Origin of the sequence: Photobacterium profundum (assembly GCF_003026285.1) — a bacterium.
GTDB classification, from domain to species: domain Bacteria; phylum Pseudomonadota; class Gammaproteobacteria; order Enterobacterales; family Vibrionaceae; genus Photobacterium; species Photobacterium profundum.
The window spans coordinates 617,693-640,553 of the sequence record NZ_PYOD01000002.1; the positions used below are offsets into that span (position 1 = coordinate 617,693).

Annotated in this window: 22 protein-coding genes; 8 read left to right on the forward strand and 14 right to left on the reverse strand. The window is 41.7% G+C overall.

Annotated elements, in window-relative coordinates:
- Positions 1 to 2 precede the first annotated feature (2 nt).
- Positions 3 to 1,052 (reverse strand): ABC transporter substrate-binding protein, encoded by a 1,050-nt coding sequence (locus tag C9J48_RS07560; RefSeq protein ID WP_006228823.1) that lies wholly within the window; start codon positions 1,050 to 1,052, stop codon positions 3 to 5.
- 248 nt (positions 1,053 to 1,300) lie between these two features.
- Between C9J48_RS07560 and C9J48_RS07565 the strand changes: the two genes are divergently transcribed.
- Complete coding sequence (locus tag C9J48_RS07565) at positions 1,301 to 2,026, forward strand: UTRA domain-containing protein (protein WP_006228822.1); 726 nt, start codon at positions 1,301 to 1,303, stop codon at positions 2,024 to 2,026.
- Between the two features lie 159 nt (positions 2,027 to 2,185).
- On the opposite strand, the gene C9J48_RS07570 is transcribed toward C9J48_RS07565, so the two are convergent.
- The 5 genes from C9J48_RS07570 to C9J48_RS07590 form a co-directional block, all read right to left on the reverse strand.
- Complete coding sequence (locus tag C9J48_RS07570) at positions 2,186 to 4,420, reverse strand: TonB-dependent receptor (protein WP_036802510.1); 2,235 nt, start codon at positions 4,418 to 4,420, stop codon at positions 2,186 to 2,188.
- A 129-nt stretch (positions 4,421 to 4,549) separates the two neighbouring features.
- Complete coding sequence (locus C9J48_RS07575) at positions 4,550 to 5,302, reverse strand: (2Fe-2S)-binding protein (protein ID WP_006228820.1); 753 nt, start codon at positions 5,300 to 5,302, stop codon at positions 4,550 to 4,552.
- Positions 5,303 to 5,681: 379 nt separating this feature from the next.
- Complete coding sequence (gene fhuB / locus C9J48_RS07580; protein WP_006228819.1) at positions 5,682 to 7,724, reverse strand: Fe(3+)-hydroxamate ABC transporter permease FhuB; 2,043 nt, start codon at positions 7,722 to 7,724, stop codon at positions 5,682 to 5,684.
- Complete coding sequence (locus tag C9J48_RS07585) at positions 7,721 to 8,656, reverse strand: ABC transporter substrate-binding protein (protein WP_006228818.1); 936 nt, start codon at positions 8,654 to 8,656, stop codon at positions 7,721 to 7,723. Before C9J48_RS07585 ends, fhuB begins: the two co-directional genes overlap by 4 nt.
- Before the next feature lie 75 nt (positions 8,657 to 8,731).
- A complete protein-coding gene (locus C9J48_RS07590; RefSeq protein ID WP_006228817.1) occupies positions 8,732 to 9,499 on the reverse strand; it encodes an ABC transporter ATP-binding protein in 768 nt (255 codons plus the stop codon).
- Between the two features lie 163 nt (positions 9,500 to 9,662).
- Here C9J48_RS07590 and C9J48_RS07595 point away from each other — a divergent pair, with 163 nt between their 5' ends.
- Complete coding sequence (locus C9J48_RS07595) at positions 9,663 to 10,904, forward strand: MFS transporter (protein WP_006228816.1); 1,242 nt, start codon at positions 9,663 to 9,665, stop codon at positions 10,902 to 10,904.
- A 314-nt stretch (positions 10,905 to 11,218) separates the two neighbouring features.
- The gene (locus C9J48_RS07600; RefSeq protein ID WP_006228815.1) at positions 11,219 to 11,437 is read left to right on the forward strand and encodes a hypothetical protein; all 219 of its coding nucleotides are present in this window, start codon (positions 11,219 to 11,221) and stop codon (positions 11,435 to 11,437) included.
- 55 nt (positions 11,438 to 11,492) lie between these two features.
- On the opposite strand, the gene C9J48_RS07605 is transcribed toward C9J48_RS07600, so the two are convergent.
- On the reverse strand, positions 11,493 to 12,386 hold the full coding sequence (locus C9J48_RS07605) for a GNAT family N-acetyltransferase (RefSeq protein WP_006228814.1): 894 nt from the start codon (positions 12,384 to 12,386) through the stop codon (positions 11,493 to 11,495).
- Between the two features lie 457 nt (positions 12,387 to 12,843).
- Between C9J48_RS07605 and C9J48_RS07615 the strand changes: the two genes are divergently transcribed.
- The 4 genes from C9J48_RS07615 (at position 12,844) to C9J48_RS07630 (ending at position 15,212) form a co-directional block, all read left to right on the forward strand.
- Positions 12,844 to 13,755, forward strand: coding sequence for a DMT family transporter (locus C9J48_RS07615; protein ID WP_006228812.1), 912 nt, complete (start codon positions 12,844 to 12,846; stop codon positions 13,753 to 13,755).
- 355 nt (positions 13,756 to 14,110) lie between these two features.
- The gene (locus tag C9J48_RS07620) at positions 14,111 to 14,536 is read left to right on the forward strand and encodes a universal stress protein (protein ID WP_006228811.1); all 426 of its coding nucleotides are present in this window, start codon (positions 14,111 to 14,113) and stop codon (positions 14,534 to 14,536) included.
- Between the two features lie 175 nt (positions 14,537 to 14,711).
- Positions 14,712 to 15,014 carry a hypothetical protein gene (locus tag C9J48_RS07625; RefSeq protein ID WP_006228810.1) on the forward strand — a complete coding sequence of 101 codons (303 nt, stop codon included), beginning with the start codon at positions 14,712 to 14,714 and terminating at the stop codon, positions 15,012 to 15,014.
- 12 nt (positions 15,015 to 15,026) lie between these two features.
- On the forward strand, positions 15,027 to 15,212 hold the full coding sequence (locus C9J48_RS07630; protein ID WP_006228809.1) for a hypothetical protein: 186 nt from the start codon (positions 15,027 to 15,029) through the stop codon (positions 15,210 to 15,212).
- Between the two features lie 198 nt (positions 15,213 to 15,410).
- Here the strand turns inward: C9J48_RS07630 and C9J48_RS07635 are convergent, their stop codons facing one another.
- The gene (locus tag C9J48_RS07635; RefSeq protein ID WP_181320802.1) at positions 15,411 to 15,806 is read right to left on the reverse strand and encodes a RidA family protein; all 396 of its coding nucleotides are present in this window, start codon (positions 15,804 to 15,806) and stop codon (positions 15,411 to 15,413) included.
- Positions 15,803 to 16,096 carry a putative quinol monooxygenase gene (locus tag C9J48_RS07640; protein ID WP_181320805.1) on the reverse strand — a complete coding sequence of 98 codons (294 nt, stop codon included), beginning with the start codon at positions 16,094 to 16,096 and terminating at the stop codon, positions 15,803 to 15,805. Before C9J48_RS07640 ends, C9J48_RS07635 begins: the two co-directional genes overlap by 4 nt.
- Before the next feature lie 114 nt (positions 16,097 to 16,210).
- On the opposite strand from C9J48_RS07640, the gene C9J48_RS07645 reads away from it, so the two are divergent.
- Positions 16,211 to 17,116, forward strand: coding sequence for a LysR family transcriptional regulator (locus C9J48_RS07645; protein ID WP_036802503.1), 906 nt, complete (start codon positions 16,211 to 16,213; stop codon positions 17,114 to 17,116).
- 173 nt (positions 17,117 to 17,289) lie between these two features.
- On the opposite strand, the gene cyoE is transcribed toward C9J48_RS07645, so the two are convergent.
- The 5 genes from cyoE to cyoA all read right to left on the reverse strand — a co-directional run bounded on the left by cyoE (position 17,290) and on the right by cyoA (position 22,074).
- A complete protein-coding gene (gene cyoE, locus C9J48_RS07650) occupies positions 17,290 to 18,156 on the reverse strand; it encodes a heme o synthase (RefSeq protein ID WP_006228805.1) in 867 nt (288 codons plus the stop codon).
- Positions 18,157 to 18,169: 13 nt separating this feature from the next.
- On the reverse strand, positions 18,170 to 18,481 hold the full coding sequence (gene cyoD, locus C9J48_RS07655) for a cytochrome o ubiquinol oxidase subunit IV (RefSeq protein ID WP_006228804.1): 312 nt from the start codon (positions 18,479 to 18,481) through the stop codon (positions 18,170 to 18,172).
- Entirely contained in the window at positions 18,481 to 19,035 is a 555-nt protein-coding gene (gene cyoC, locus C9J48_RS07660) for a cytochrome o ubiquinol oxidase subunit III (RefSeq protein WP_050764835.1), read from the reverse strand. Before cyoC ends, cyoD begins: the two co-directional genes overlap by 1 nt.
- Before the next feature lie 70 nt (positions 19,036 to 19,105).
- Positions 19,106 to 21,145 carry a cytochrome o ubiquinol oxidase subunit I gene (gene cyoB, locus C9J48_RS07665; protein WP_006228802.1) on the reverse strand — a complete coding sequence of 680 codons (2,040 nt, stop codon included), beginning with the start codon at positions 21,143 to 21,145 and terminating at the stop codon, positions 19,106 to 19,108.
- A gap of 8 nt (positions 21,146 to 21,153) precedes the next feature.
- Positions 21,154 to 22,074 (reverse strand): ubiquinol oxidase subunit II, encoded by a 921-nt coding sequence (gene cyoA / locus C9J48_RS07670; RefSeq protein ID WP_050764819.1) that lies wholly within the window; start codon positions 22,072 to 22,074, stop codon positions 21,154 to 21,156.
- Positions 22,075 to 22,861: the final 787 nt, after the last annotated feature.

The window sequence follows — 22,861 nt, forward strand, 5'->3', positions numbered from 1 at the left end:
TCTTACTGCATGTGAATTAGAACGTTTTCTTGCCATTGGCGCGGCAATTTGCGGGCTGTTTTTTCCCAACGGTCAAAATCTGAAATTGGCTTCGCATTGGTATATTGTTCATTAGGCAATAACTTGGCTTTCACATCATCAGGTAAAGTGATTGATGAACGGATAGGACGCGCATAACCACGTGCTAAGTTAATTTGGCCTTCATCACTCAGAATATATTCGCGAGCTAACTTGGCAGCGTTAGGGTTTTTCGCAAATTTATTGATAATGGTGGTATAGCCCGAAATAACAGAGCCATCAGAAGGGATAACAACCGTAAAGCGAGAACGGTCAATTTGGTCACGGTAGTTCAAGGCATTGAAATCCCACATTATGCCCACTTCCACTTCACCTTTTTCAAGATTGGCGATACTTGGATCATTCAGTGATAAACGGCCTTGCTTTGCCAGCTCACCAAATAACTGTAGGGCGGGTTTAATGTCTTGCTCATTACCACCTTTCGCAAAGGCCGCCGCTAATACTGCATTGTTTGCTTGTGCTGCAACACCCACATCACCCACGGTGACGCGATATTGCCCTTTCACCAAATCATCCCAGCTTTTAGGGGCATCTTTAACGAGGTTATTATTGATAATAAAAGCGATCGTGCCTGTATATGCAAGCATCCAATGGCCATCTTTATCTTTCGCCCAATCTGGAATGTCTGCCCAAGTAGTCGGTTTATAAGGTTGAGTTACCCCTTTCTTCACTGCTACTCGACCGAAGGCAAAGCCCACATCGCCAATATCTGCGGTCGCATTTTTTTTCTCGGCTGCGAATTTCGCAATTTCTTGTGCTGAGCTCATGTCTGTATCTTGGTGTTTCAAACCATAGGTTGATGCCATATCAGCCCAAGTATCTTTCCAGTTTGCCCAGCCATCAGGCATACCGACACTATAAACTTGCCCTTCTTTTTGAGCCGCTTTAATTAATTGTTCAACATTTGGTTGAGCTTGTGCAGCCGTGCTTACTGTAAGAGCAGCAAAAGTAAGGCCAGCAATAAGTTGTTTCATTGGTTTCCATCCTCTGGACTAGGTCAGTTTTGTTGAGGAGGATATTAGAGGGCATTTATGACAGTGCTGATTCACATTGATGACAGTTATAAAAAGAAAACATGACGCTTAGATGACGAGTACTCATATTCATAGAAACATAAGTCCACTGAAAGATTATTGAAATACCAATGTCATTCAATTGTTATCTTTAGCGTCTATTTATAGAGGCCTAATACGCTAATGGACTAGGTCAGAACGACAATTACATGAAAAATCACGGCATATCACAGCTCAGTACAATTCGTGAAACGTTAAACCAGCAAATTGATAGTGGGCTGTTTAGTACCCGATCAAAGTTACCTTCAGAACGTGAACTCAGTGATATTTTCGAGACCAGTCGCATTACGATAAAAGATGCGTTAGTGGCTTTAGAAACAGAAGGAAAAATCTATCGTGAGGAACGCAGGGGCTGGTTTGTTGCACCTGAAAAAAGGTTGCGTTATAACCCGCTAAGCCGCTCTCATTTTCATAAGATGGTGGCAGAGCAAAAGCGATGCGCAGAAACCCAATTACTCTCGGTGTATTCTGCACCTGCTGGTATAGAATTAATGCAAACGATGGCACTCGATACTTTCACCAAAGTGCACCATGTTCATAGGTTACGTTATTTAGATAAAAGGCCAGTGCTATATGTAGAGAATTGTCTGATCGCCGAACACTTTCCCGATATTCTAGAGCAAGACCTTACCCGCTCATTAACGGAACTCTATAAAAACCGCTATCAACACGACACCAGTCGATCTCAGTTTGAGGTATTACCCACTGCCGCTAAAGGTATAGTCGCTAAAAAGTTGAATTTAGCAGAAGGGCAGTTGGTACTTAAAATACGTCGAGTGAATTACAATCAACACGGGGTAATTATTGATTGTGAATACGAACATTGGCGACATGATGCCGTAATGATTTGTATCGATAGTGCCAGTAATATCTAGCTGCACCATTAGCAGGTCTATCGCATGCCGAATAAAAAAAAACGCCACCACTCGGACTAATAAGTGGCGACGGATTATTATTTCAAGTTTTTATTTATGACTACTTTAATAACCACAATTAACAGCAATTATGATCTTAGCAATCCTTTAATAAAAACCTTAATACTTCACTTGATAATTTACGGTGTAAGTACGGCCGCGACCTTTATAGTCAAACATTTCTTCAGGTCCATAATAAGCGTACCAACCTTTTGCACGCTGCCCCCACACAGTAGTGTAGTCTTCATTAAGCAAGTTTTGGATACCAAAGCCTAAACGACCAACCGGTAGCTCGACAGAACCAATAACATCAAAGGTCGAGTAGCCATCGATTTCACCATCAGCATCATCGCTCAAATCAAATAACGTCTGATTTTGCAGCTTTACAGAATAATTACTCTCGTACCAACCAATCCATGCACCAGCTTTTGATGCACTGGCATAATTGATAGACAACTTCTTCCAATCATCGTTGGCATCTTTCTCTTCTGACTTAACAAAATGCCCCATAGCGCCAAGCTGCAAGTTGTCCATAACCCAATAAGACGCCTGCGCTTCTGCACCATAAACGCGCTTATCAGCATCAATGACTTCAACCGATAAGTTCTTGCTGCTGTGCTTAACAACTTTATCTGATGTAGAAATATACGCAGCAGCTTGTACACTAAATGCATCAACATTATGGCGGAAACCAACTTCGTAGCTATTTGTTTTCACACCTTCTAGCTTGGTATTGGCAACATCAATACCATCAACTAATTCATAATGACCATCATTATTGCTATCTGAATATTTACCCACGCCGTAATACTTTGCTGGATCAGGTAAATCGAACCCTTGCGAGAAATTCGCCCATATTTGAGTCTGCGAAGATAGGCGGTAGATGGTTCCAATATTGAATAAACCAATTTTATAATCAGTTTCACCACCAGGTACGGCATCTGCTGATGTACCAGCACCTAGTGCAATTTGGGTCTGCATTTTTGATGATACAAAATCATCAACAGTATTTTTCATGTATTGGTAGCGGTAACCACCTTCAACAGACCAAGCATCTGTGATGTCGTAGCCAGCCTGCACAAAACCAGCCAAAGAAGCGACTTCTGTTTCTGGGTAGCGCCCAATCGTATCTTTCGTTTTATTCACTAAGCCACCCGATTGGTAACTCGTTGCTGGATCGAAGATAACTTGATCACTGTCTAATTTGTCAATATAACCATCAACACCGTAAGTAAGTGTTAAGCGATCCATCGACTTCACCATAGCCGCTCTTACACTGAATACGTCGGTATTCTGTTGCGATGCAGCAAGGTAGGTACCGTAGATAAACGGGCTAAACGACATCTCTTCAGAACGGTACGAAGCTTGTACAAACAACTCATGACTTAAAAATTCTGCGTCATGGTAGGTTGCATTTAGCATTAAACGTTCAGTCGACGCCTGACGATCAGATTGATACCCTTTTCGTGTTTCTATCAAGCCAGTATCAGCAGGATTACCTGTAATATTATTGGGTGCACCCGCTAAATTTTGACCGAAATAAATGCCATATGGACTATCTTGTTCACTCAGATAATACTGTGCTAATACATTAATGGTTTTCGTATCTGTTGGTGTGAAGCTCAGTGACCCCATCGCATCAATAACGCGGTTAAATTGAAGAGACCCCTGAGTGATATCAGGTACAATAATATCCCCATTAGCATCGTAGTAACCGTTGGTCTCACCGTATACTAACGACGCACGACCACGTACTTTATCATTACCACCACTGACTGATTGTGCCAATTTATAGTCAAAATCATCACCACTATTAAAGCCTGATGAACCACTGACATACGTTTCTGCCTGTACCTCACCGTCTTCAGCTTTCTTAGTAACAATATTAATCACACCGCCCGTCGCACCGGCCCCATAAATAGACGTTGCACCCGATAACACTTCAATTCGATCGATATTAAATGGGTCAATTGAATCTAACTGACGGCTAATAGAACGCGATGAATTCAACGATACCCCATCAATCATCACTAGCATGGCACGCCCACGAAGGTTTTGACCGTAATTGGTTCGTCCTTGGCTGCCTAAATCTAACGATGGTACGGCTGAAGATAAAATATCACTCAGATTTTTACCTCCACGATATTCCTGATCGATTTGCTCAGAATCCACATACCAAACGGTACCTGCAATATCGCTGATACTTTTAGGTGCACGACTCGCGACCACCACCATTGTTTCCTCTGCTGATTGATATGACGATTCTTCAGCATAAGCACTTGCTGAATACATTGTTGGGCTGGCTAGCATCATTGCATATACCAAAGGGCTAACTACAAACTTCCTTGACTGCATAACTTATATTCATCTCTAATTGTTGTCGATGGTTCAAATAACGACGACTGTCGCTATCAGTAAATTCACAACCGCAAATAGCATTGATTGTGATAATTATTTTTATTCAACCTTTTGATTACAAAAAAACTATACAAGACGCGTGATCACTCGATCTATCTGCTGCTGTTTAGTCTGGCGATTACAGGTGCCACAAAGCTGCTTTTCAGGTAATCGGTATTTAAGACAACAGTTATTACGACGAGGAACCATTATTTCAAATTCACCTTTCTCTATCACCAACCACTCGAGTGCCTGTTGTAATTCTGGGCACAGGTGAGAGAAAAATTGCTGAACATCTTGTGCAACGATTTTTCCATTCACACCTTGCCCAACAAGCCGGCTCCAAGGTGAGGCAATTGCTAAAGCCGCATTCCCCCAAAACGTCTTTGGCGGAATCGCAAACGTATGGCGAAATAATAGGTAAAACGACTGAATCAGCCTTTCTATCCAGACAATGGAATCATTTGAAGGCACAGCACAAAACCCTTCATTCAGCCACATTACTGGCTTGCTAAAATCGGAAGGAATAACTAAACCAGATAACGAGAAGTGTGGTGACTGCTCAGATAACACATGCACAGCCACTAATGGCGAGATCAGCTGAGTCATCAGTTTTTTCTGAATTAATGATGCTGCTACTTTATCGTTAGGGGCCTGTAATGTTAGGCGGGCTTTTTTGACCTGTTCCGCTATCAGCGAGGTATTTAACAGCGCTGAAATTGTAACGGTATTTTCATCATTGCTTTGCTGCCAGCACCATAATGGATTTAATAGTGCCAATTGCTCATTAACTGAATTGGTTTCTTTAAGTTCAGGTAATAATTGATGAAAACATGTCATGATTTAATACACCATTTTTAGCATCGGCTTTCTTATCCCCCTAACGATGAGTTACTGAGCGGAAACATCGTTAAGTATTGAGGCTGTGGGAAGTCTTTATTTTTCATATTAACGCTACGTCCCCAACTATTGATGCGAATGATAATGACTATCATTCATTACATCAACCTTATAAAATTAATGGACATATGAAGTGAGTTTAAAAACTGTGGGATAAGAGCACAATTGTGTCGCTAAAAGTCAGGATATACCGTGAAATAACCATTAAATTAATCATATAAAAAGGTTATAAAACAAATAATTTTGCATATGAAGTTAAATAGGCTGAGATGTAATTCACAAAACCAGCCTATGAAGTAACGTCATTAAAGGTAAATAATCACTTACGCAGTAGGTATAAGAAGTAACCACCGCCAATAATGGAAGCAAGCAGACCAGCAGGGAATTGCCAAGGAAACCAGACATTACGCCCTACCCAATCAGCAAACACCATAATGTTTCCACCAAGCAAACACGCAATGACAAGCTGATGGCGGGCATTATATTGCCCTAGCGATTTAGCCATATGAGGAGCCAATAGCCCAACAAAGCTCAGCGGTCCCACTACCATGGTAGCTAAAGCCGTTAATGATGCTGCTGCTAACATCAATAACTGCCTGACTTTACGGCAATTAACTCCAATACTTTCAGCCACCGTTGAGCCCAGCGCCATGATATCAAGCCAGCGATGCCACAATAACAATAGACAACCTATGGATAGTATTCCGATAAGTAACAGTCCAGCATCATTGCTTCCAGCAAGGTATGTAGTCCCTGATAACCAACTAAGCAGTGCTTTAACATTGTCTTGCCCTGTTGATAAAGCAATGCGGATCATGGCATCAAGAAAGGCACTCAATGCTATACCCGTCAATAACATTTGCGTGGGAGCAAAGTTATTATTTCGCCCTGAAAGCCAAATGCAGCCCATTACCACCATCGAGCCGACAACCCCCAAGAGCATTTGCTCTGAGCGTGAAATAGCTATCCCGCTCATCGCCCCTAGCACAAGAGCAAAAGCAGCCCCAGCACTGATCCCCATTACTTCAGGGCTCGCCATCGGGTTACCCGTCATTCGTTGTATTACGGTACCGGATAATGCTAGAGCAACCCCAGCTAACATAGCGACCGCAACCCGAGGAAAACGCAACGCCAATACGGTATCGATCTGCGCACTGCCGCTACTATTAAGAAATACCCAACCGTTCGTACTATTACCAACGCACAATGCAAGGTAAATAACCAACATACTCACGATCACCATGCCAATAAAAACACCCCGAAAAGATCGTAGTTGATATTCAAGCAGGGCTTCTTGCTCTGTTTTTTGACTCGCGATAAACGAATGACGGTGTAATAACCACAATAAAAATGGTGCCCCAATTAAAGCCGTAATAGCACCAGTAGGTAGCAGCTCGCCGCCAACCCCAGATAACGGTTGGATCAGTAAATCAGCCCCTAATAGCAACATTGCACCAATCAGGCTGCTCATCAGCATGCGGGGGAAGAAATGGCGCACACCCGATAACGTCGCTAAAGCAGGTGAAACCAAACCAACAAAACCAATAATTCCTACTTGGCTAATAATGCTGGATGTCATAAAAACCGCGATAATCAATGTGGCTAAACGCAGGTAGGCAACTTTTACACCAACAGATTTAGCGACCTCTTCCCCTAGCTGCAAAGCCGATAAAGGCCGCTGTAACAGAAGTAATACAATAAAAGGAGTTACCACTAACGGAAGTAATTGCAATACACCTTGCCAATCATTTTGGTTTAGCGCCCCTGCCCCCCAAATAAATACACTGTTTAGCTGCTCTTCATTTAGCAACAGCAACATCATATTCAACGCGCCAAAAAATAGGCTTACCACCATGCCTGATAACACCATTTGCAATGGCGCAAAACCTTTTTTAGCGGTTAATACAAACACCAAGCCAGTTGCAACTAACCCACCAGAAAATGCAAACCAATAGTTACTGATCCCCAGCGCGGCAGGCACAAATAAAATGCCACAAACCAAACCAAGTTCAGCCCCTGCTGCCACACCTAATGTAGTTGGCGACGCCAACGGATTACGCAATACATGCTGCATAACACAGCCTGCCATTGCCAAGCCAGCACCGCAAATCAGTGCCATTACAATTCGAGGTAAATATGTGTAATGAATAATAATTTGTTGATAATCAGTCGGATCCGGTTGAAGCGTAGCATTTACCCATTGCGCCATAGACAAAGAATAAGGAGCACTTCGATGGAATAACCAAACAAACAAACAGATCAAGAACAATGTGACTATTGCATGAGAATGGCACATCACACGCCAATTCAGCATAGAACGGTTTTTTATGACTCCCCATACTGCTAACCGAACGTTCATCATTTTCTAACGACCTTATTAATATCCGATGCCGATAATAAGAGTGCCGTAATACTGTTACTTAGCCGTTGTGCTGATTTTAACCCCCCAAAGGTCCATACTGGTGGTAACTCATACACTCTTTTTTCTCGACTAAATGCCATGGCTTTCCACAACGGTGTAGCAAAGAATGTTTGCTTATATTTGTCATCTATCGGTCCAAAATAAATAAGGTTCGCTTGTTGTTTATCTGCTAATTTTTCTAACCCGATCGAGGCAAATCCCCATAGGTTCGTTTCGCCTTGCCAAGCATTGGTGAGCCCCATATTCGCTAATGTTTGACCCGCTAATGATGTGTTGCCATGCACGCGTAAATGCTTGTCACCAATCAAGCGCACCATCAATAATGCGCGAGTATCTTGTTTGGCTTGGCGTAAACGATCAGCATTTTCGACTAACGTCAGTTTTGTTTCATTAATGACTTGATCGGCTTTTTCTGGTCGTTCAACAATATTTCCTAAATTCCTCAATAAATCTTCTGCGGCGTGATAGGGATCTTTCTTGTTCGAATACACACTCATTACAACCGTTGGGGCAATGCTACTTAACTTCTCAAACGCTGGGCTTAAATGTTGACTCATAATAATGAGATCAGGTTTTAACTGCGCCAATAATTCTAAATTTGGCTCTCTTCTTGAGCCTACGCTATATACCGATTCAGGTACGGCAGGCAATTGAACCCACTCTTGATAGCCCTTTTTATCTGCCATGGCATAAGGGGTAATATCGAGTGCCAATAAGCTTTCAGCTATCACCCAATCTAATGCAACTATTTTTTGAGGTGATGACGTTAATTCAATCTGCCCCATTTCATGCTCAATTATCTGTGCTTGCAGCACTGAACTAAATAACAGAGCAGGATTAAATAAGAATCCAATAAGAATAAACAACCGCACGATACTCTCCTTGTTGGGCATTCACTGTAATGTAAATATTTATGGTTTGAATAATGACAAAAATAGGGAGGATCGTTAGCGTACGTAGCTGATCGCTTGCCCTGTTTCTGGATGGGTAAATATATTAAGTGGCACGCCATAAATGGCTTCTAATACTGATTCACTCATTAGCTCTTGTGGCGTACCAGATGCCATAATTCGACCTGAATGCATTGCGACAAGGTGATCACTGAACCGGGCTGCCATGTTAATATCATGCAGCACCATAATGACGGTGATCTTGAGCGATAGGTTTAATTCACGAATCAAAGAGAGCAACTCATATTGATGAGCCACGTCTAGTGCCGATGTCGGCTCATCCAGCAATATACATTCACTGCGCTGAGCTAATAACATCGCGACCCAAGCACGCTGCCTTTCTCCTCCCGATAACGTACTCACAAATCGATCGGCGAAATCAATTAGCCCCACATGCTCAATAGCTTGCTGTACCCATTCTTCATCTTGCTTGTTGTAACGTCCAAATACTCCTTTCCACGGATAGCGACCAAAACGGACTAACTCTCTTACTGTTACGCCATCGGTTATCGGTGGGTGCTGAGGTAAATACGCAACTTTCAGGGAAAATTCTCGGCTACTTAGCCGTTCACTCGGTAATCCATCGATATAAATTTTACCGCTACTGGCAGGTTGCTGACGGCTAAGTAACTTAATTAACGTAGACTTACCACTACCATTATGACCGAGTAGCGTCGTTACATTTCCTTTCTGAAAATCGATTGAAGTTGGGTGAAGAATGGTTTTGTCATGAATACAAAACGACGTCTCGGCTAAGGTGAACATTGAACGATTACGCTCCTTGTAACGGGTTCAACATGGTCATTTCTTGTTATATCGCTATAAAAACCATATTAATGCAAATGAGAATGATTAGTATATTCATTATAAGTAATGCACCTCACTCTGTCATTCATCTGTTCACAATACTTTTTACTGAGCCCCATATATGCGGATATCGCCAACCTCAAACCATAAAGAACATAACCGCACCACACTCTATTTAATCGCCGCAGTTGCCACCTTAATGGGCGTAGGACAGAACGGTTTACTGGTTTCATTACCAATATTGGTACAGGCTTCTGGTATTAACTTACCAACCTGGTCCATCATTATTGCGATAGGTAGCGTACTATTTTTACCAGCAGCCCCTTTTTGGGGGCACTACAGTGATCGCCACGGCCCGAAAAAGGTAATAGTGCAAGCTTTAGTCGGATTCATGGTGAGTTTTGCCCTGTTACTTATAATGAGTTTTATAGGCAGTGAAGGCCTGTTACCCAACAATGCAATCATTGCCGGACTCGTATTTGCGAGGATTATTTATGGTTGCACAGTAGCAGGTATGGTTCCCGCATCTCAGCATTGGGCTATTTTATTGTGCGGGGAAGATAATCAGTTATTGGCGATCACCACCATCAGTGCGGGATTAAGTACAGGTCGATTTGTCGGTCCATTATTAGCGCTAGTCACCTTAACTTGGCACCATTTCGCCCCCTTAATGTTAATGACTATATTTCCATTTATAGCTTTGATGGTAGCTCTTCCACTCAGGGGGCCCGAGCACTTACATGCGAGACATCAAGCCCAGAAGCAACACCCCAAACGGCATCCAAACTGTTGGCAATCGCCTCCTCGAGCTTTAGTGCCATTATTGCTAGTGGCTATTTGCCTATGTACCGCCGTTGCTTTAATGCAGTACAGCCTGTCACCATTAATCAGTCAGGTCACAAACTGGTCTACTGATGAAATCACTCAAACAATCGGCTATTTATTAACATTAAGCGCAGCTGTTACTTTGCTTACTCAGCTTAGCGTCATAAAGAAAAAGCGCTTGAGCATTTCAAGCTTATTTAAGGTAGGCGGTCTCTGCTTTAGTTGTGGCTTTATACTGTTTCTAATTCCCCACATAGTGCTGTTTTACCCCGCAATAACCTTAGTTGCATTTGGTGCAGCAATGATCGTTCCCGCTTATACAGCATCAGCAAGCCAAGTATCCAGTCATGGGCATGGCATTATTGCGGGGTATATATCAATGTCTCATACTATTGGTTACGGGATATCGGCGTTACTAGCATCACTGGTTTTTCTCTCTGCGTCATTGCCTATCTGGGTATGTGTAGGCTGTGCTTTGCTGTGTTTAAACATTCCTCTTTTTTACCGGCAGAAAGAAGTATTAACTACAAATCAGTAAGCACAGTTGATAGCTAGTTGCTATCAACGCGCAAACATACACTAAATCATCGATGCCAAAGCTTACGCCAAAATCAAAAGTGGGAAGCCAATCCATAATACCGTTGCCATTGAAAACCAAATGATATAAGTCACTTTAAACGACATGTTGAGCCTTAATATTATTACTATTTATAGAAATAGATTACGTGAGTAAATCAGCAAGAAAAATTCAATAATGATTAAAGAGACAATCATGAATATTGAATAAAAACAGTGGGAAATATGAAGCACTTACTTCATCATGTACGTAAATATTTTAAAAGGCTAATACGTATGGCTCAAGCACAACACCCAATAATCAAGGTTTTCAAAATACTGCACATCATCGGATTAGTTCTGTTTCTTGCTGGCACGATAAGTCTTTTCATGACAGATATAGGGCAGAATGTAACAGGTATGGTCGTGATCAGCAGTTTGATTGGTTTAGGCTTAGTGCTGATTTCCCCCTTTCCTATTGCTTTGGTTTTCCAGTGGGCAAATAACAACAAATAAAACTAGAAAAACTAGAAAAACTAGCGGATAAGTATCAAAAAAACGGTATGAATAGCTACCCCAATTCAAACGTCGTAATACCAAAAATTTTATTATTATCGATATTGGGTAACCCTTTTTGATACATTCTCGCGGTAGCGAATACAACACACATCTTTTCTTGCTCAGCTATTTTGACCGCTTCTTGATTAATTTCAGGTACATCGAGTAATACTGTTTCCCCTTCGATATCGACCTGAACCGCGTTTAATAACTGTTGGGCTACCTCGGCATTATCAGCAAATAAAGGACCAATTTTGTACCCTTCAAGGCAACGACGCCTGACAACATATCCCTTAATTTTACCGTCTGCAGTGTAGAACAATGATTTTGCCTGAGGTTGTGTAATCCAATGCGTTAAAAAGTTGTTTCTTGGTGCAGGAAAGCACTGACGGTCATAAACGAAAATCGGCTGTAAATCATCATTCGTAATAGGTTTGATATAGATAGGATTAAATAATTTTGCCGATGCCGTAAATTGATAACGGCGATTTTCATAAAAGGGAACATAACCTATGCGCTGATAAATCTTCACGTTTTCTAACACACCATCGATACCGATATTACGATCACCACAGTGTGCTAGGCGATGTTTTGTTAACGCTAAACCATACCCTTTACCACGATACTCTGGTGCGACGATATATAGCCCACAGAAAGCAAATTGATCATCATAAATAACCGCGCTACCTACGGCGATGATTTGATCATCAAGTTCACCAACAAAAAAGCCACTGGGGTCAGCATGATAAAAGGTTGAAGCATCGTTAAGCCCTGGGTTCCATCCTTCTTTTCCTGCCCAATTCACCGCAAGCGAAACGTCATCAGCCGTCATAGTACGTATAATGTAATTCTTATGATTGAACTGATTATTAACGGGTTTGTTATTAATAAATTGATTATCAGCCATATTTACCCTCACGATTATGCAGAAGCGGTATCGCTATCATTAATAACTATATACCCAAGTTATCTGAAGGTGCAGGATTTAGAGTGACTCCCGAAGAGCAAGTTTGATTGGGATCTATACGACATAACGAATCTTCAACGCAGAACCACTGTATCTAATTCGACTTTACCGTTAAAAAACCATGACTCGCGTATATTCAGTAGAGAAAAATACACTCTTAAAATACGCCATATGCGCATAATATTATTTACATCTAGCCAGCATAGAAAATTTTTCCATATATAGCCAAAAAATAGAATTTTCTTCTTAATAAACATTCATAAGCCTGCATCTTAGTAAGTTATTCCCCAGTGAAGCACGTATATTACCCGCGTATTAACTGCAAGACACAATATTAAACCACTATAAAAACAAGGCTATACGTCAGCGTAGCTGAGAATTAAAACGGATATTAACTATGAATAAGAAACGCCTTCCACTGCTATTATTTTGCTCTGTATGCTTTATTTGGGGAACCACATGGCTAGCGATGGAAATCGCTGTCGATACCATCCCACCTATTTTCGCAACGGGTTTACGCTTTCTTATCGCCTCACCAATCTTAATTTTGCTGTCGAAGATATTTAACCAACCGTTATTCTTTCCTAAAGGAAAAAATAAATGGGTCGCCATTGTAGCTATATTCTATTTTGCGATTCCTTTCACCTTAATGATTGCGGGAGAAATGTACATTTCCTCGGGGTTAGCCTCGATCATTTTCGCTAATATGCCCATTGCTGTGATGATCACATCCACCCTCTTTTTGGGGCTACGCCTTGCCATTCATCAATTTATCGGACTTTTTATTGCGGTGATCAGTCTCTTTATTATTCTATCAAACGAGTTGGGGATAGGCGGTGACAACTTACTGATTGGCTCTGGGGCATTGGGGCTAGCTGTTGCCATTCATGCTGCAATGTATGTGATGGTACAGAAGCATTGTAAAGATATTCAAGTGATCACCTACAATGCATTACCCAGTTTAGTGGCTGCTATCTTATTATTTATTACCTCATTGGTCTTTGAAAATATTAACGTACAGGCTTTCTCTTCATCATCACTAATGGCAGTAGGATATTTAGGCGTCTTCGCCAGTGTAGGCGGTATTGTGGCGTACTTTAAACTTGGGCAGATTTCGACACCCTTTACCGCATCAATCTGTTTCCTCATTTTCCCGTTGGTTGCTTTAGCACTTTCTGCTGCTACATCAGGCACGGCAATTTCAGAACAATCGCTCTTAATGTTATTGCCTTTATTAAGCGGAATCTTACTGACTAAAGTACCGTTAAGTAAATTTAAAGCAGCCCGTAAGCTGGTCACGAGTGCTTAATAGACCAATGTTCTGATAAAAATGCTCTGATATCACTGTATATCAGGGCATTCGTACAATTCAGTATCCTATATATGGATACATTAACACCTATCACGAGTTTCCTACCCGTAATCAAACAAGTCATCAATCATTTAAAGATACGCATCCTCGTCATATCGTTAAGAATCATTTAACCTGCGTTTAAATATTATAAGTTTTAATTAAACAACAAAGTACCTTAGTATCCATTTTGTTCAGAGCTAAAGGTATATCCATTAAGTGTTTAAGCAGGTTAGATTTGTTGCTTGGCTTTGGTAGCTTAAGTATTACCGTTGACGTTCAAAGTATCTTTAACTAACGAGGAATAATATGCATGCACTATAAACACATAATGTTAGCTGTTGGGTTAGATATGAACGCTAGTTCTTTAGTGCACAAAGCACAAGAAATAGCAGTAGCGAATAGTGCGAAGTTAAGCATAATCCATGTGGATAGAGATATTGCCAGTTTTTATGACGGTATTCTAAGCGTTGACTTAAATGAACATGAAGAAGCAAAACACCACAGCTCAGTTGCCATGATGAGGAAGCTACTTGATAATTTGAGTACTCCAATTTACAAGCATCTCCTTTACACTGGCACAATCGAAGATGAGATTTATCGGGGTGTGATTGAGAACGATGTAGATCTATTAATTATGGGTCATCACAGATCAGATATGCTTAATCAAATTTTCTTATACCCGACAGACCCATTAGTAAAAGAAATGCCTTGTGACTTGCTATTTCTAAAACCTTAATCCACAAGTTGCTGCCTCTTTCTGTCCTTTAATCGGCAATCCTACTATCGGGACAGTGGCTCACCACCGAGTTAGTTGCAATCTCTGAACACTTTTGCAGCAGACAGTAGCCGCCTGTAAGGGCGGCTTCTTTAATTTCATCTGTAATACCAACCTAAATAAGTTGAGAACAAAAATGATGTTAGGTCAATCAAAGCAAAATCACCCCCACGCAATCAAAGAAATTGACGAACTTAAGTACGGATTAAAAATTAGTTATACCAATGACGGTTTCTTCATGGCTGAATCGGAGCGCGTATCATTTACTTCTAATCAAGCTAATGTCTATCTTTCTGAGGTGATTGATATAGAAACTCGCGCTAAAGCATTCGCAATTAAAGACACTAATGGAAGAATATCGTTTGATATTACGCGTGGTGACTTCGGCACTATCCGAAATACATTAAACCTAAGAGTTGTTAGTCTAGAGCTATCATAAAGGGTCACATACATGATGATGGATGCAAAGAAAAAAACGTTAAAAGAAGATAGAGAAAGGCAGAAAGTATTAAAGCTTCTTGCTGATACAAATAAAGCAGTATACAACAAAAAATGGCAATCATGGCAATGTCTACTAATACCGATATTATCAATCATGGGATGTTTAATGTTAGCCATAATATGGTCACTGCTTTAATGAAAAAAGCCTGACTCAATGCTGTTATTCCACAAAATTTGCTGTTCATTGCTCAACACCTACTTTAGAAAACTAAAAAAAACCAAGTACATTGAATATACTTGGATTTTACCCCTCTACAAGAATCGGGCTCGACATCATTATCAATAGTACTTCACTTGCTGCTGTTCGATGTTATCTCACAGCAGCTTTATTGCTTTAAAAGATCTTCGCGGCCTCTGCTTCAATTTCAACTTTCCATCGTTCATCAAATAAACCATTTACGAACAATAATGTGGTTGGTAACCCGCCGACATCGAAAGGTAATCGTTGTTTAGCAGCCTGATATTCAGGTACCTCGTTACGGTTAACTAAATATAGTCTTACACTGGTTATATCTTCCATATCCATTTTATTTGCCTGAAGTACGCCTCTAACATTTTGCCAAGCTAATACAATTTGTTTTTCCGTGCTTTCTGCTACATTACCATCAGCATCAATACCTAACTGCCCTGCAATATGTAATCGGGTTGAACCTGTTGGTATTAAAGCGCATTGATGATAATTGGCTGCAGGGGCTGGCACTGAACTAGGGCTCCAGATCTTATTCATCACACTTCCTTAGACATCACGGTTATCACTGGCGCATCCGTAAGCATTGCACCTAAACGGTCAAAGTCACCAATGCTTTTACGCCAACCAATGTACTTATCAAAATGTGCAGGGCTTTCCCACTGTTCAAATAGATTAAGAGCATTATCAACCCGATCTTTGTTGTATAGTTCTGCAGAAATATTACCGTCGAATGTGCGTGTATCAGGCAATATCTCATTAAAAAAACGGATAATTCCCGCAGTATTTTCTGATGTATGTCTGAGTGTAAATTGCACTAAAATCGTCATTATTCTCTCCATTTATTGGATTTATCAGGGGGTAAAGAGAAGTCTACTTGTTTATAAACATAGATAAATACAGTAATATTTTACATATAGTTCGAGAATATAAGACAATCAAATACGATGAAAAACGAATTACATCGGATGCAAGTGTTCGCCCAAATCGTAGAATCTGGGTCTATAACCAAAGCAGCAGAAAAACTAGATCTTTCAAAATCAGTAGTTAGCCACCACCTACAGGCGCTTGAGCAATACCTCGAGGTCAAATTACTCACACGGACAACCCGCCGTCAATCATTAACAGATGCAGGAAAGCGCTTTTATCAGCGATGTTTGGAAATGCGAAAATTAATGTCATTGGCAGAAGAAGAGGCACGAGAATCCTGTACAGATTTCGCTGGCACCATTACCGTGACTTCACCCCATACATTAATGACGCATCTGATTGGCCCTACAATGTGTGAATTCATGCAGACTCATCCTCGCATAGAACCTCAATTATTGGCTAACGATCTACGACTCAATCTTATTGATAAGTACATAGATTTATCCGTTACTGTCGGTGAACTGCCTGATTCGACGTCGCGTGCCGTCAAGCTTGGTAACCTTGAACAAGTATTGTGTTGCCACCCTCACTATTTGGTAAAAAAAGAAATTCAGCTACCTGTTAATGGTACTGATTTTTCTGGTTTCGACTATATAGCCAACCAATGGGAAGGCATGAACATCGAAAGAAGTTTTAATATAGGTAAAGGTCAAATTCAAACTTACCAATTCCGAGCTAATCGAGTCGGAGATAGCGTTCCGACCATTCGAATGATGACTTTAGCTGGGTTAGGAATCGCTTGTTTACCTAAACGAGCAATCGAAGAAGAACTACGCCACAGTAAATTAGTAAACATATTGCCTAACGATATGAAACTAGAAGCCCCCTTTTATGCAGTACACAATTACGGGGCACAAATGCCTATCAGGATCAGAGCGTTCATCGACTTCCTTAAAATACGAGCTGAATCGCAAACATGGTAAAACGAGCAATACCGAGAGTCGAGTCACGCCTAAACAAGTGCTCATGTTTATAAAAAGAAAACAAAAAAAGCCGACGGCCATGCTCATGACTGTCGGCAAAAAGGTAAAGATACGCGAACGTATCAAACTTCCACAAGATTCAATAATTAGGTGTGAAACTCAAATGATCGTCATCACACCAACAGTGAGATCAGCTCCAGTCCCAACACACCACTGATGGCAGTGACAACAATAAGCGACGTTTTAAACACGGTTTTTGACCATGCCACATAACTATCTTGCGTAATCGGTTTGAACGTCACTCGGCACCACATCAAGCATACCAAAGATGACACCACCAAATATTCTGCCCCACCATGGCCAAACACAAAGAGTGCCAATGCCACCAGCATAAAAGCCACCACGTACGCCATCATATGACGGCGGGCGGTGTGAATCCCTTCTACAACAGGTAACACAGGGATCCCAGCTACTGCGTAGTCTTGCATTCGGAACATAGCAATGGCATACGAATGTGGCATCTGCCACAAGCAAAACAAGGTAAACAACAACACAGCATCGACACTAATAAAGTTGGTAACAGCCAAATACCCAACCAACGGCGGAATAGCTCCCGATACACTGCCCACCAAGGTGCCATACACCGAATGACGCTTGTACCACATGGTGTAAAAAAACACGTAAAACACATAGCCGAGTAATACCACCACGGCTGACAACGGATTCACCCAGCGATACAAAAGTGCCGTACCTAATAGCAGCATCAACAAGGCATACAAAAATGCCAGATCCACGTTGATCGTGCCTTGGGCTAACGATCGTTGTCGGGTGCGTGACATCTTTAAGTCGATATCACGATCGTAAATGTTATTGATCACACAGCCCGAGGCGATCACCAGCGCCACCCCCACCAAAGTACAGGACAAAAGGGGTAAAGATACCCCCTCTGTTTTGGCGGCTAAGAAAAAGCCCGCCAGTACGGAAATGAGGTTGCCGATAATGATCCCGGGTTTAGTGATAGCAATATAGCCTTTGATCATTTCGGGCCTCTCACTACATCATCATGTTGTGGTTCAAGTTCCACATAATCCACAAAGATCCGGCAATCAAAATAAACACCACGATACCAGTGAACACTAAAGACAACAGATTCCATTGGCCTTTTTCAGAGCGATCCATGTGCAGGAAGTACACCAGATGCACCACCACTTGTACGATGGCGCAGGCAAACAAAATCACCAGCGTAACTGCATGTGGCAGCATCTTGGTAGCAGCAAAGTAAAACGGAATAATAGTTAACACCAACGAGCCAATGAAACCCTTGGTATAACCATTCATACTCGATTGCGCATGTTGGTTACTCATTACACGACCCCCAACAGATAAACGATGGTAAATACACAAATCCACACAATATCGAGGAAGTGCCAGAACAAACTCAAACAATAGAAACGAGTCTGCATCATGCTGGTCAAGCCTTTGGTGCTAACTTGGTAGTAACATACCGACAGCCAAATCAAACCGGCTGTAACATGCAAACCGTGCGTACCCACCAATGTAAAGAACGCCGACAAAAATGCGCTGCGTTGCGGGCCAAAACCTTCATTAATCAGGTGATGGAACTCCCATAACTCCATCGCAATAAAGCTCAAACCAAATAAGAAAGTTATAGCAAGCCAACGTTTCAGCCCTGCGACATCATTGCGTTTCATTGCAATGATGCCAAAACCAAACGTGATGCTACTGAACAGCAGTAGCATGGTTTCAGTAAATACAAATGGTAGGTCGAATATATCTTTGCCACTTGGCCCACCAGCAATACCGTTCACCAGTACCGCATAGGTCGCGAAAAGGCTGGCGAACAAAATACAGTCGCTCATCAGATAAATCCAAAAACCGAACTGCTTGGTTTCACCCATATCATGATGATCATCGTGGTGATTATCATATCCAGCCACAGCTGATAGTGCCTGTTCGCTGATGTCAGAATTAGCGTACATAATCGACCTCCAATCCATCGTTCTCATCTGTCGTAGGCTTCGATTGACCTGCCGCTACACGTGCCTTATGCGCCATTTCAATATCACGTACTTCATCTGCCGTCACGTAATAATCAGTGTCTTCATTGAAGCTATGGGCAATCCACGCACCAACCATACCCAGCAATCCAACGCCAGCCAGCCACCAGATGTACCAGATCATCGCAAAGCCAAAAATCAACGAGAAGCCTGCAATGTAGATACCTGTCGCCGTATTACGTGGCATATGAATTGGCTGGTATTCTTCATCAGCGGTTTCACTTTTTGGCGACAATAACGCGGCTTGCTTCTCGTACCAGTAACCATCTAACACATCGCCTTTCGGTAACTTGGCAAAGTTATAAAACGGTGGTGGTGACGACGTCGACCACTCAAAAGTACGAGCCCCCCACGGATCGCCAGTAATATCGCGATTGCTTTCACGGTCGCGAATACTGACCACAATTTGGGTAACCTGGCAGATGATGCCACACATAATCAGCGCAGCACCAAATGCGGCTACCGCCAATAATGGTAAGAACTGAGGATCGATATTCTGACTTAAACGTCGCGTCATACCCATGAAGCCCAAGGCATACAGCGGCATAAAGGCTACGAAGAAACCGATGATCCAAAACCAAAATGCGCGTTTACCCCACATTTCATTCAAGGTGAAACCCGTTGCTTTCGGGAACCAATACGCAAAGCCAGCAAAACAGCCAAACACCACGCCCCCAATGATCACATTATGGAAGTGAGCAATCAGGAATAAGCTGTTATGCAGTACGAAGTTTGCACCTGGTACAGACAACAACACACCAGTCATACCACCCACCGTAAAAGTAATCATGAAACCTAATGTCCATAACATCGGTGTCGTGAACTCAATCCGACCACGGTACATGGTGAACAACCAATTAAAGATTTTCACTCCAGTTGGAATTGATATAATCATGGTCGAAATACCAAAGAAGGCATTAACGTTAGCGCCCGACCCCATCGTAAAGAAGTGATGAAGCCACACGACGAACGACAAAATAGTGATCACCACCGTCGCCCATACCAGCGAGGTATAGCCAAACAATTTTTTACGCGAAAACGTCGCCACTACTTCAGAGAACACACCAAATACAGGCAACACCAAGATATATACTTCGGGGTGTCCCCACGCCCAGATCAGGTTGATGTACATCATCATGTTGCCACCCAATTCATTGGTAAAGAAATGGGTTCCGACATAACGATCTAACGTCAGCAATGCGATGGTCACAGTCAAAATTGGGAATGAAATAATGATCAACACATTCGCGCACAACGATGCCCAAGTAAAAACGGGCATTTTCATCATTGGCATAGACGGCGTACGCATACGTAAAATTGTAGTGAAGAAGTTCACTCCAGATAATGTGGTACCAATACCGGATATTTGTAACGCCCATATCCAATAATCGACCCCGACCCCGGGGCTAAATTGCTGCTCCGACAACGGTGGGTACGCCAACCAACCAGTACGGGCAAACTCACCCACACCCAATGACAGATTGATCAAAACCACACCGACAATGAATAACCAGAAACTAAGATTATTCAGAAACGGAAAGGCCACATCACGCGCACCAATTTGCAGCGGCACAACAATATTCATTAAGCCAATAATAAACGGCATGGCCATGAAGAAAATCATGATCACCCCGTGGGCAGTAAATATTTGATCGTAATGGTGAGGCGGTAAATATCCTCCTTCACCCGCTGCCGATAGCAATTGCTGGCTACGCATCATGACAGCATCGGCAAAGCCCCGCACCATCATCACAAACGCCACTACGATATACATAATGCCGATTTTTTTATGGTCAATAGAGGTAAACCATTCCGACCACAAATACTGCCATTTCCCGTAATACGTGATCAGGCCAACCACTGCAGCACCAATCAAAGCAATAGCGGTGAGCGTAACCATAACAATTGGCACATCGAATGGGATGGCCTCAATACTTAATCTTCCAAACATAACGTGTCCTACTGCGTGGTATGGGCCGAGTCCATTTTCATGTCCATCGGCTTATCAACGCCCATATCCATGTTTAATGACCCTTTAAATTGCTGAACGATCGAGCCGTACAAATAATCTGGCAAGTGTGAGTAATACGTCACAGGAACCTGCTTACTTGGTGCTGCCAACGCTTTAAACGCAGCCATATCAATCATTGGAGGTGCCGACTGTTGAACTTGCTTCACCCACTGATCGAATGTTGCTTGATCAGGCATCGCCTGCGCTTTGAACTTCATATCAGAGAAGCCCGCACCGCTGTAGCTTGACGAGATGCCGTCATACTGACCCGCTTCGTTTGCCACCAAATTCACCCGCGTAACCATGCCAGCCATCGCATAAATCTGACTGCCAAGTTGAGGGATAAAAAAGGCGTTCATCACACTGTTTGATGTAACTTTAAAAGTGACAGGGACATCTTTAGGAAAAGCCACATAGTTCACCGTAGCAATGTGCTGATCGGGATAAATGAACAACCATTTCCAATCTAATGACACCACTTCAATGGTCATAGGTTTGACCGAACTCACCAGTGGCTTACCGGGGTCAAGTTCATGGGTGGTTTGCCACGTTATTGTGCCCAATATCGCGATAATAACGATAGGGATAGTCCACACTACGACTTCGATTTTGGTTGAATGCGCCCATTCTGGCGTATATTTTTCACCTGTATTTGAGGCGCGATATTTATATGAAAAATAAAACGTCATCAAAATAACGGGAATAACCACAATTAACATGAGAAGTAAGGACGTTATTATGAGATCTTTTTCTTGTTCGCCAATCAAACCTTTTGGGTCAAAAAGCACAGACTGACAGCCGGAAAGTAGCAACACTGAAAATGTTAGTATTCCTCCTAACACGAGGCGTTTATATCTTGAGGCTTCCATTTACAATTCTCGGTTTATTTGCCTGTTTTATTTTGGTGTGACAAAGCACAGCTCATGAAATAAAAACTGCATTATTGTTTTAAGTGAAATAATAACTAATGTGTCTATTTTTAGTGTGTATTAGCCTGACGTGCCAGTTATCGCATGTGTTAACAAATATCACCAAATGATGTTGTTATGGCTTAGCTGAACAAAGTGAATTACTCACTTTTCTTATTTTCATGATTAAACAACCCTCAATAAGTTAGCTACTTAGTAACACACAAGATTAATAGTCAGTTTGTTACACCCCCAAGAGCATTCCGTTACATTTGATAACATTGTGCTGATAAATTCGACACATAACACCATCCAAAAATGCAACATAAGTTTCATTATTTGAAGCACGCATTATATGTTGAACAATGTATACCTCATCAATATGGGGGATATTAATTACCGCTTCCACATAATATAAACTGAATTATTACCCATAAAAAAACAGCTCATACACATTAACAAGCTTATTAAAAATAACGTCACCGTCTTCTTTATTATTGCATTAAATATCTAAAAAACACTCAAGTGATATTTTTATCATTATCTTTTATTAATGATAAAATCGCCTCTCACGCCTTAAAAAACGGCATCTTTTACATCGGAATTACAAGACCCCCCCTTTCTTGGCCTGCAATAACTAGGTCGATAAAATAGTAGTCGTCATATTTTGCTTTATCGTCTTTCAACGTAAAAGTATCACTCAATTTGGGGCTTTTATCTCAATACACTTGTTGATCAGACTCGCCAG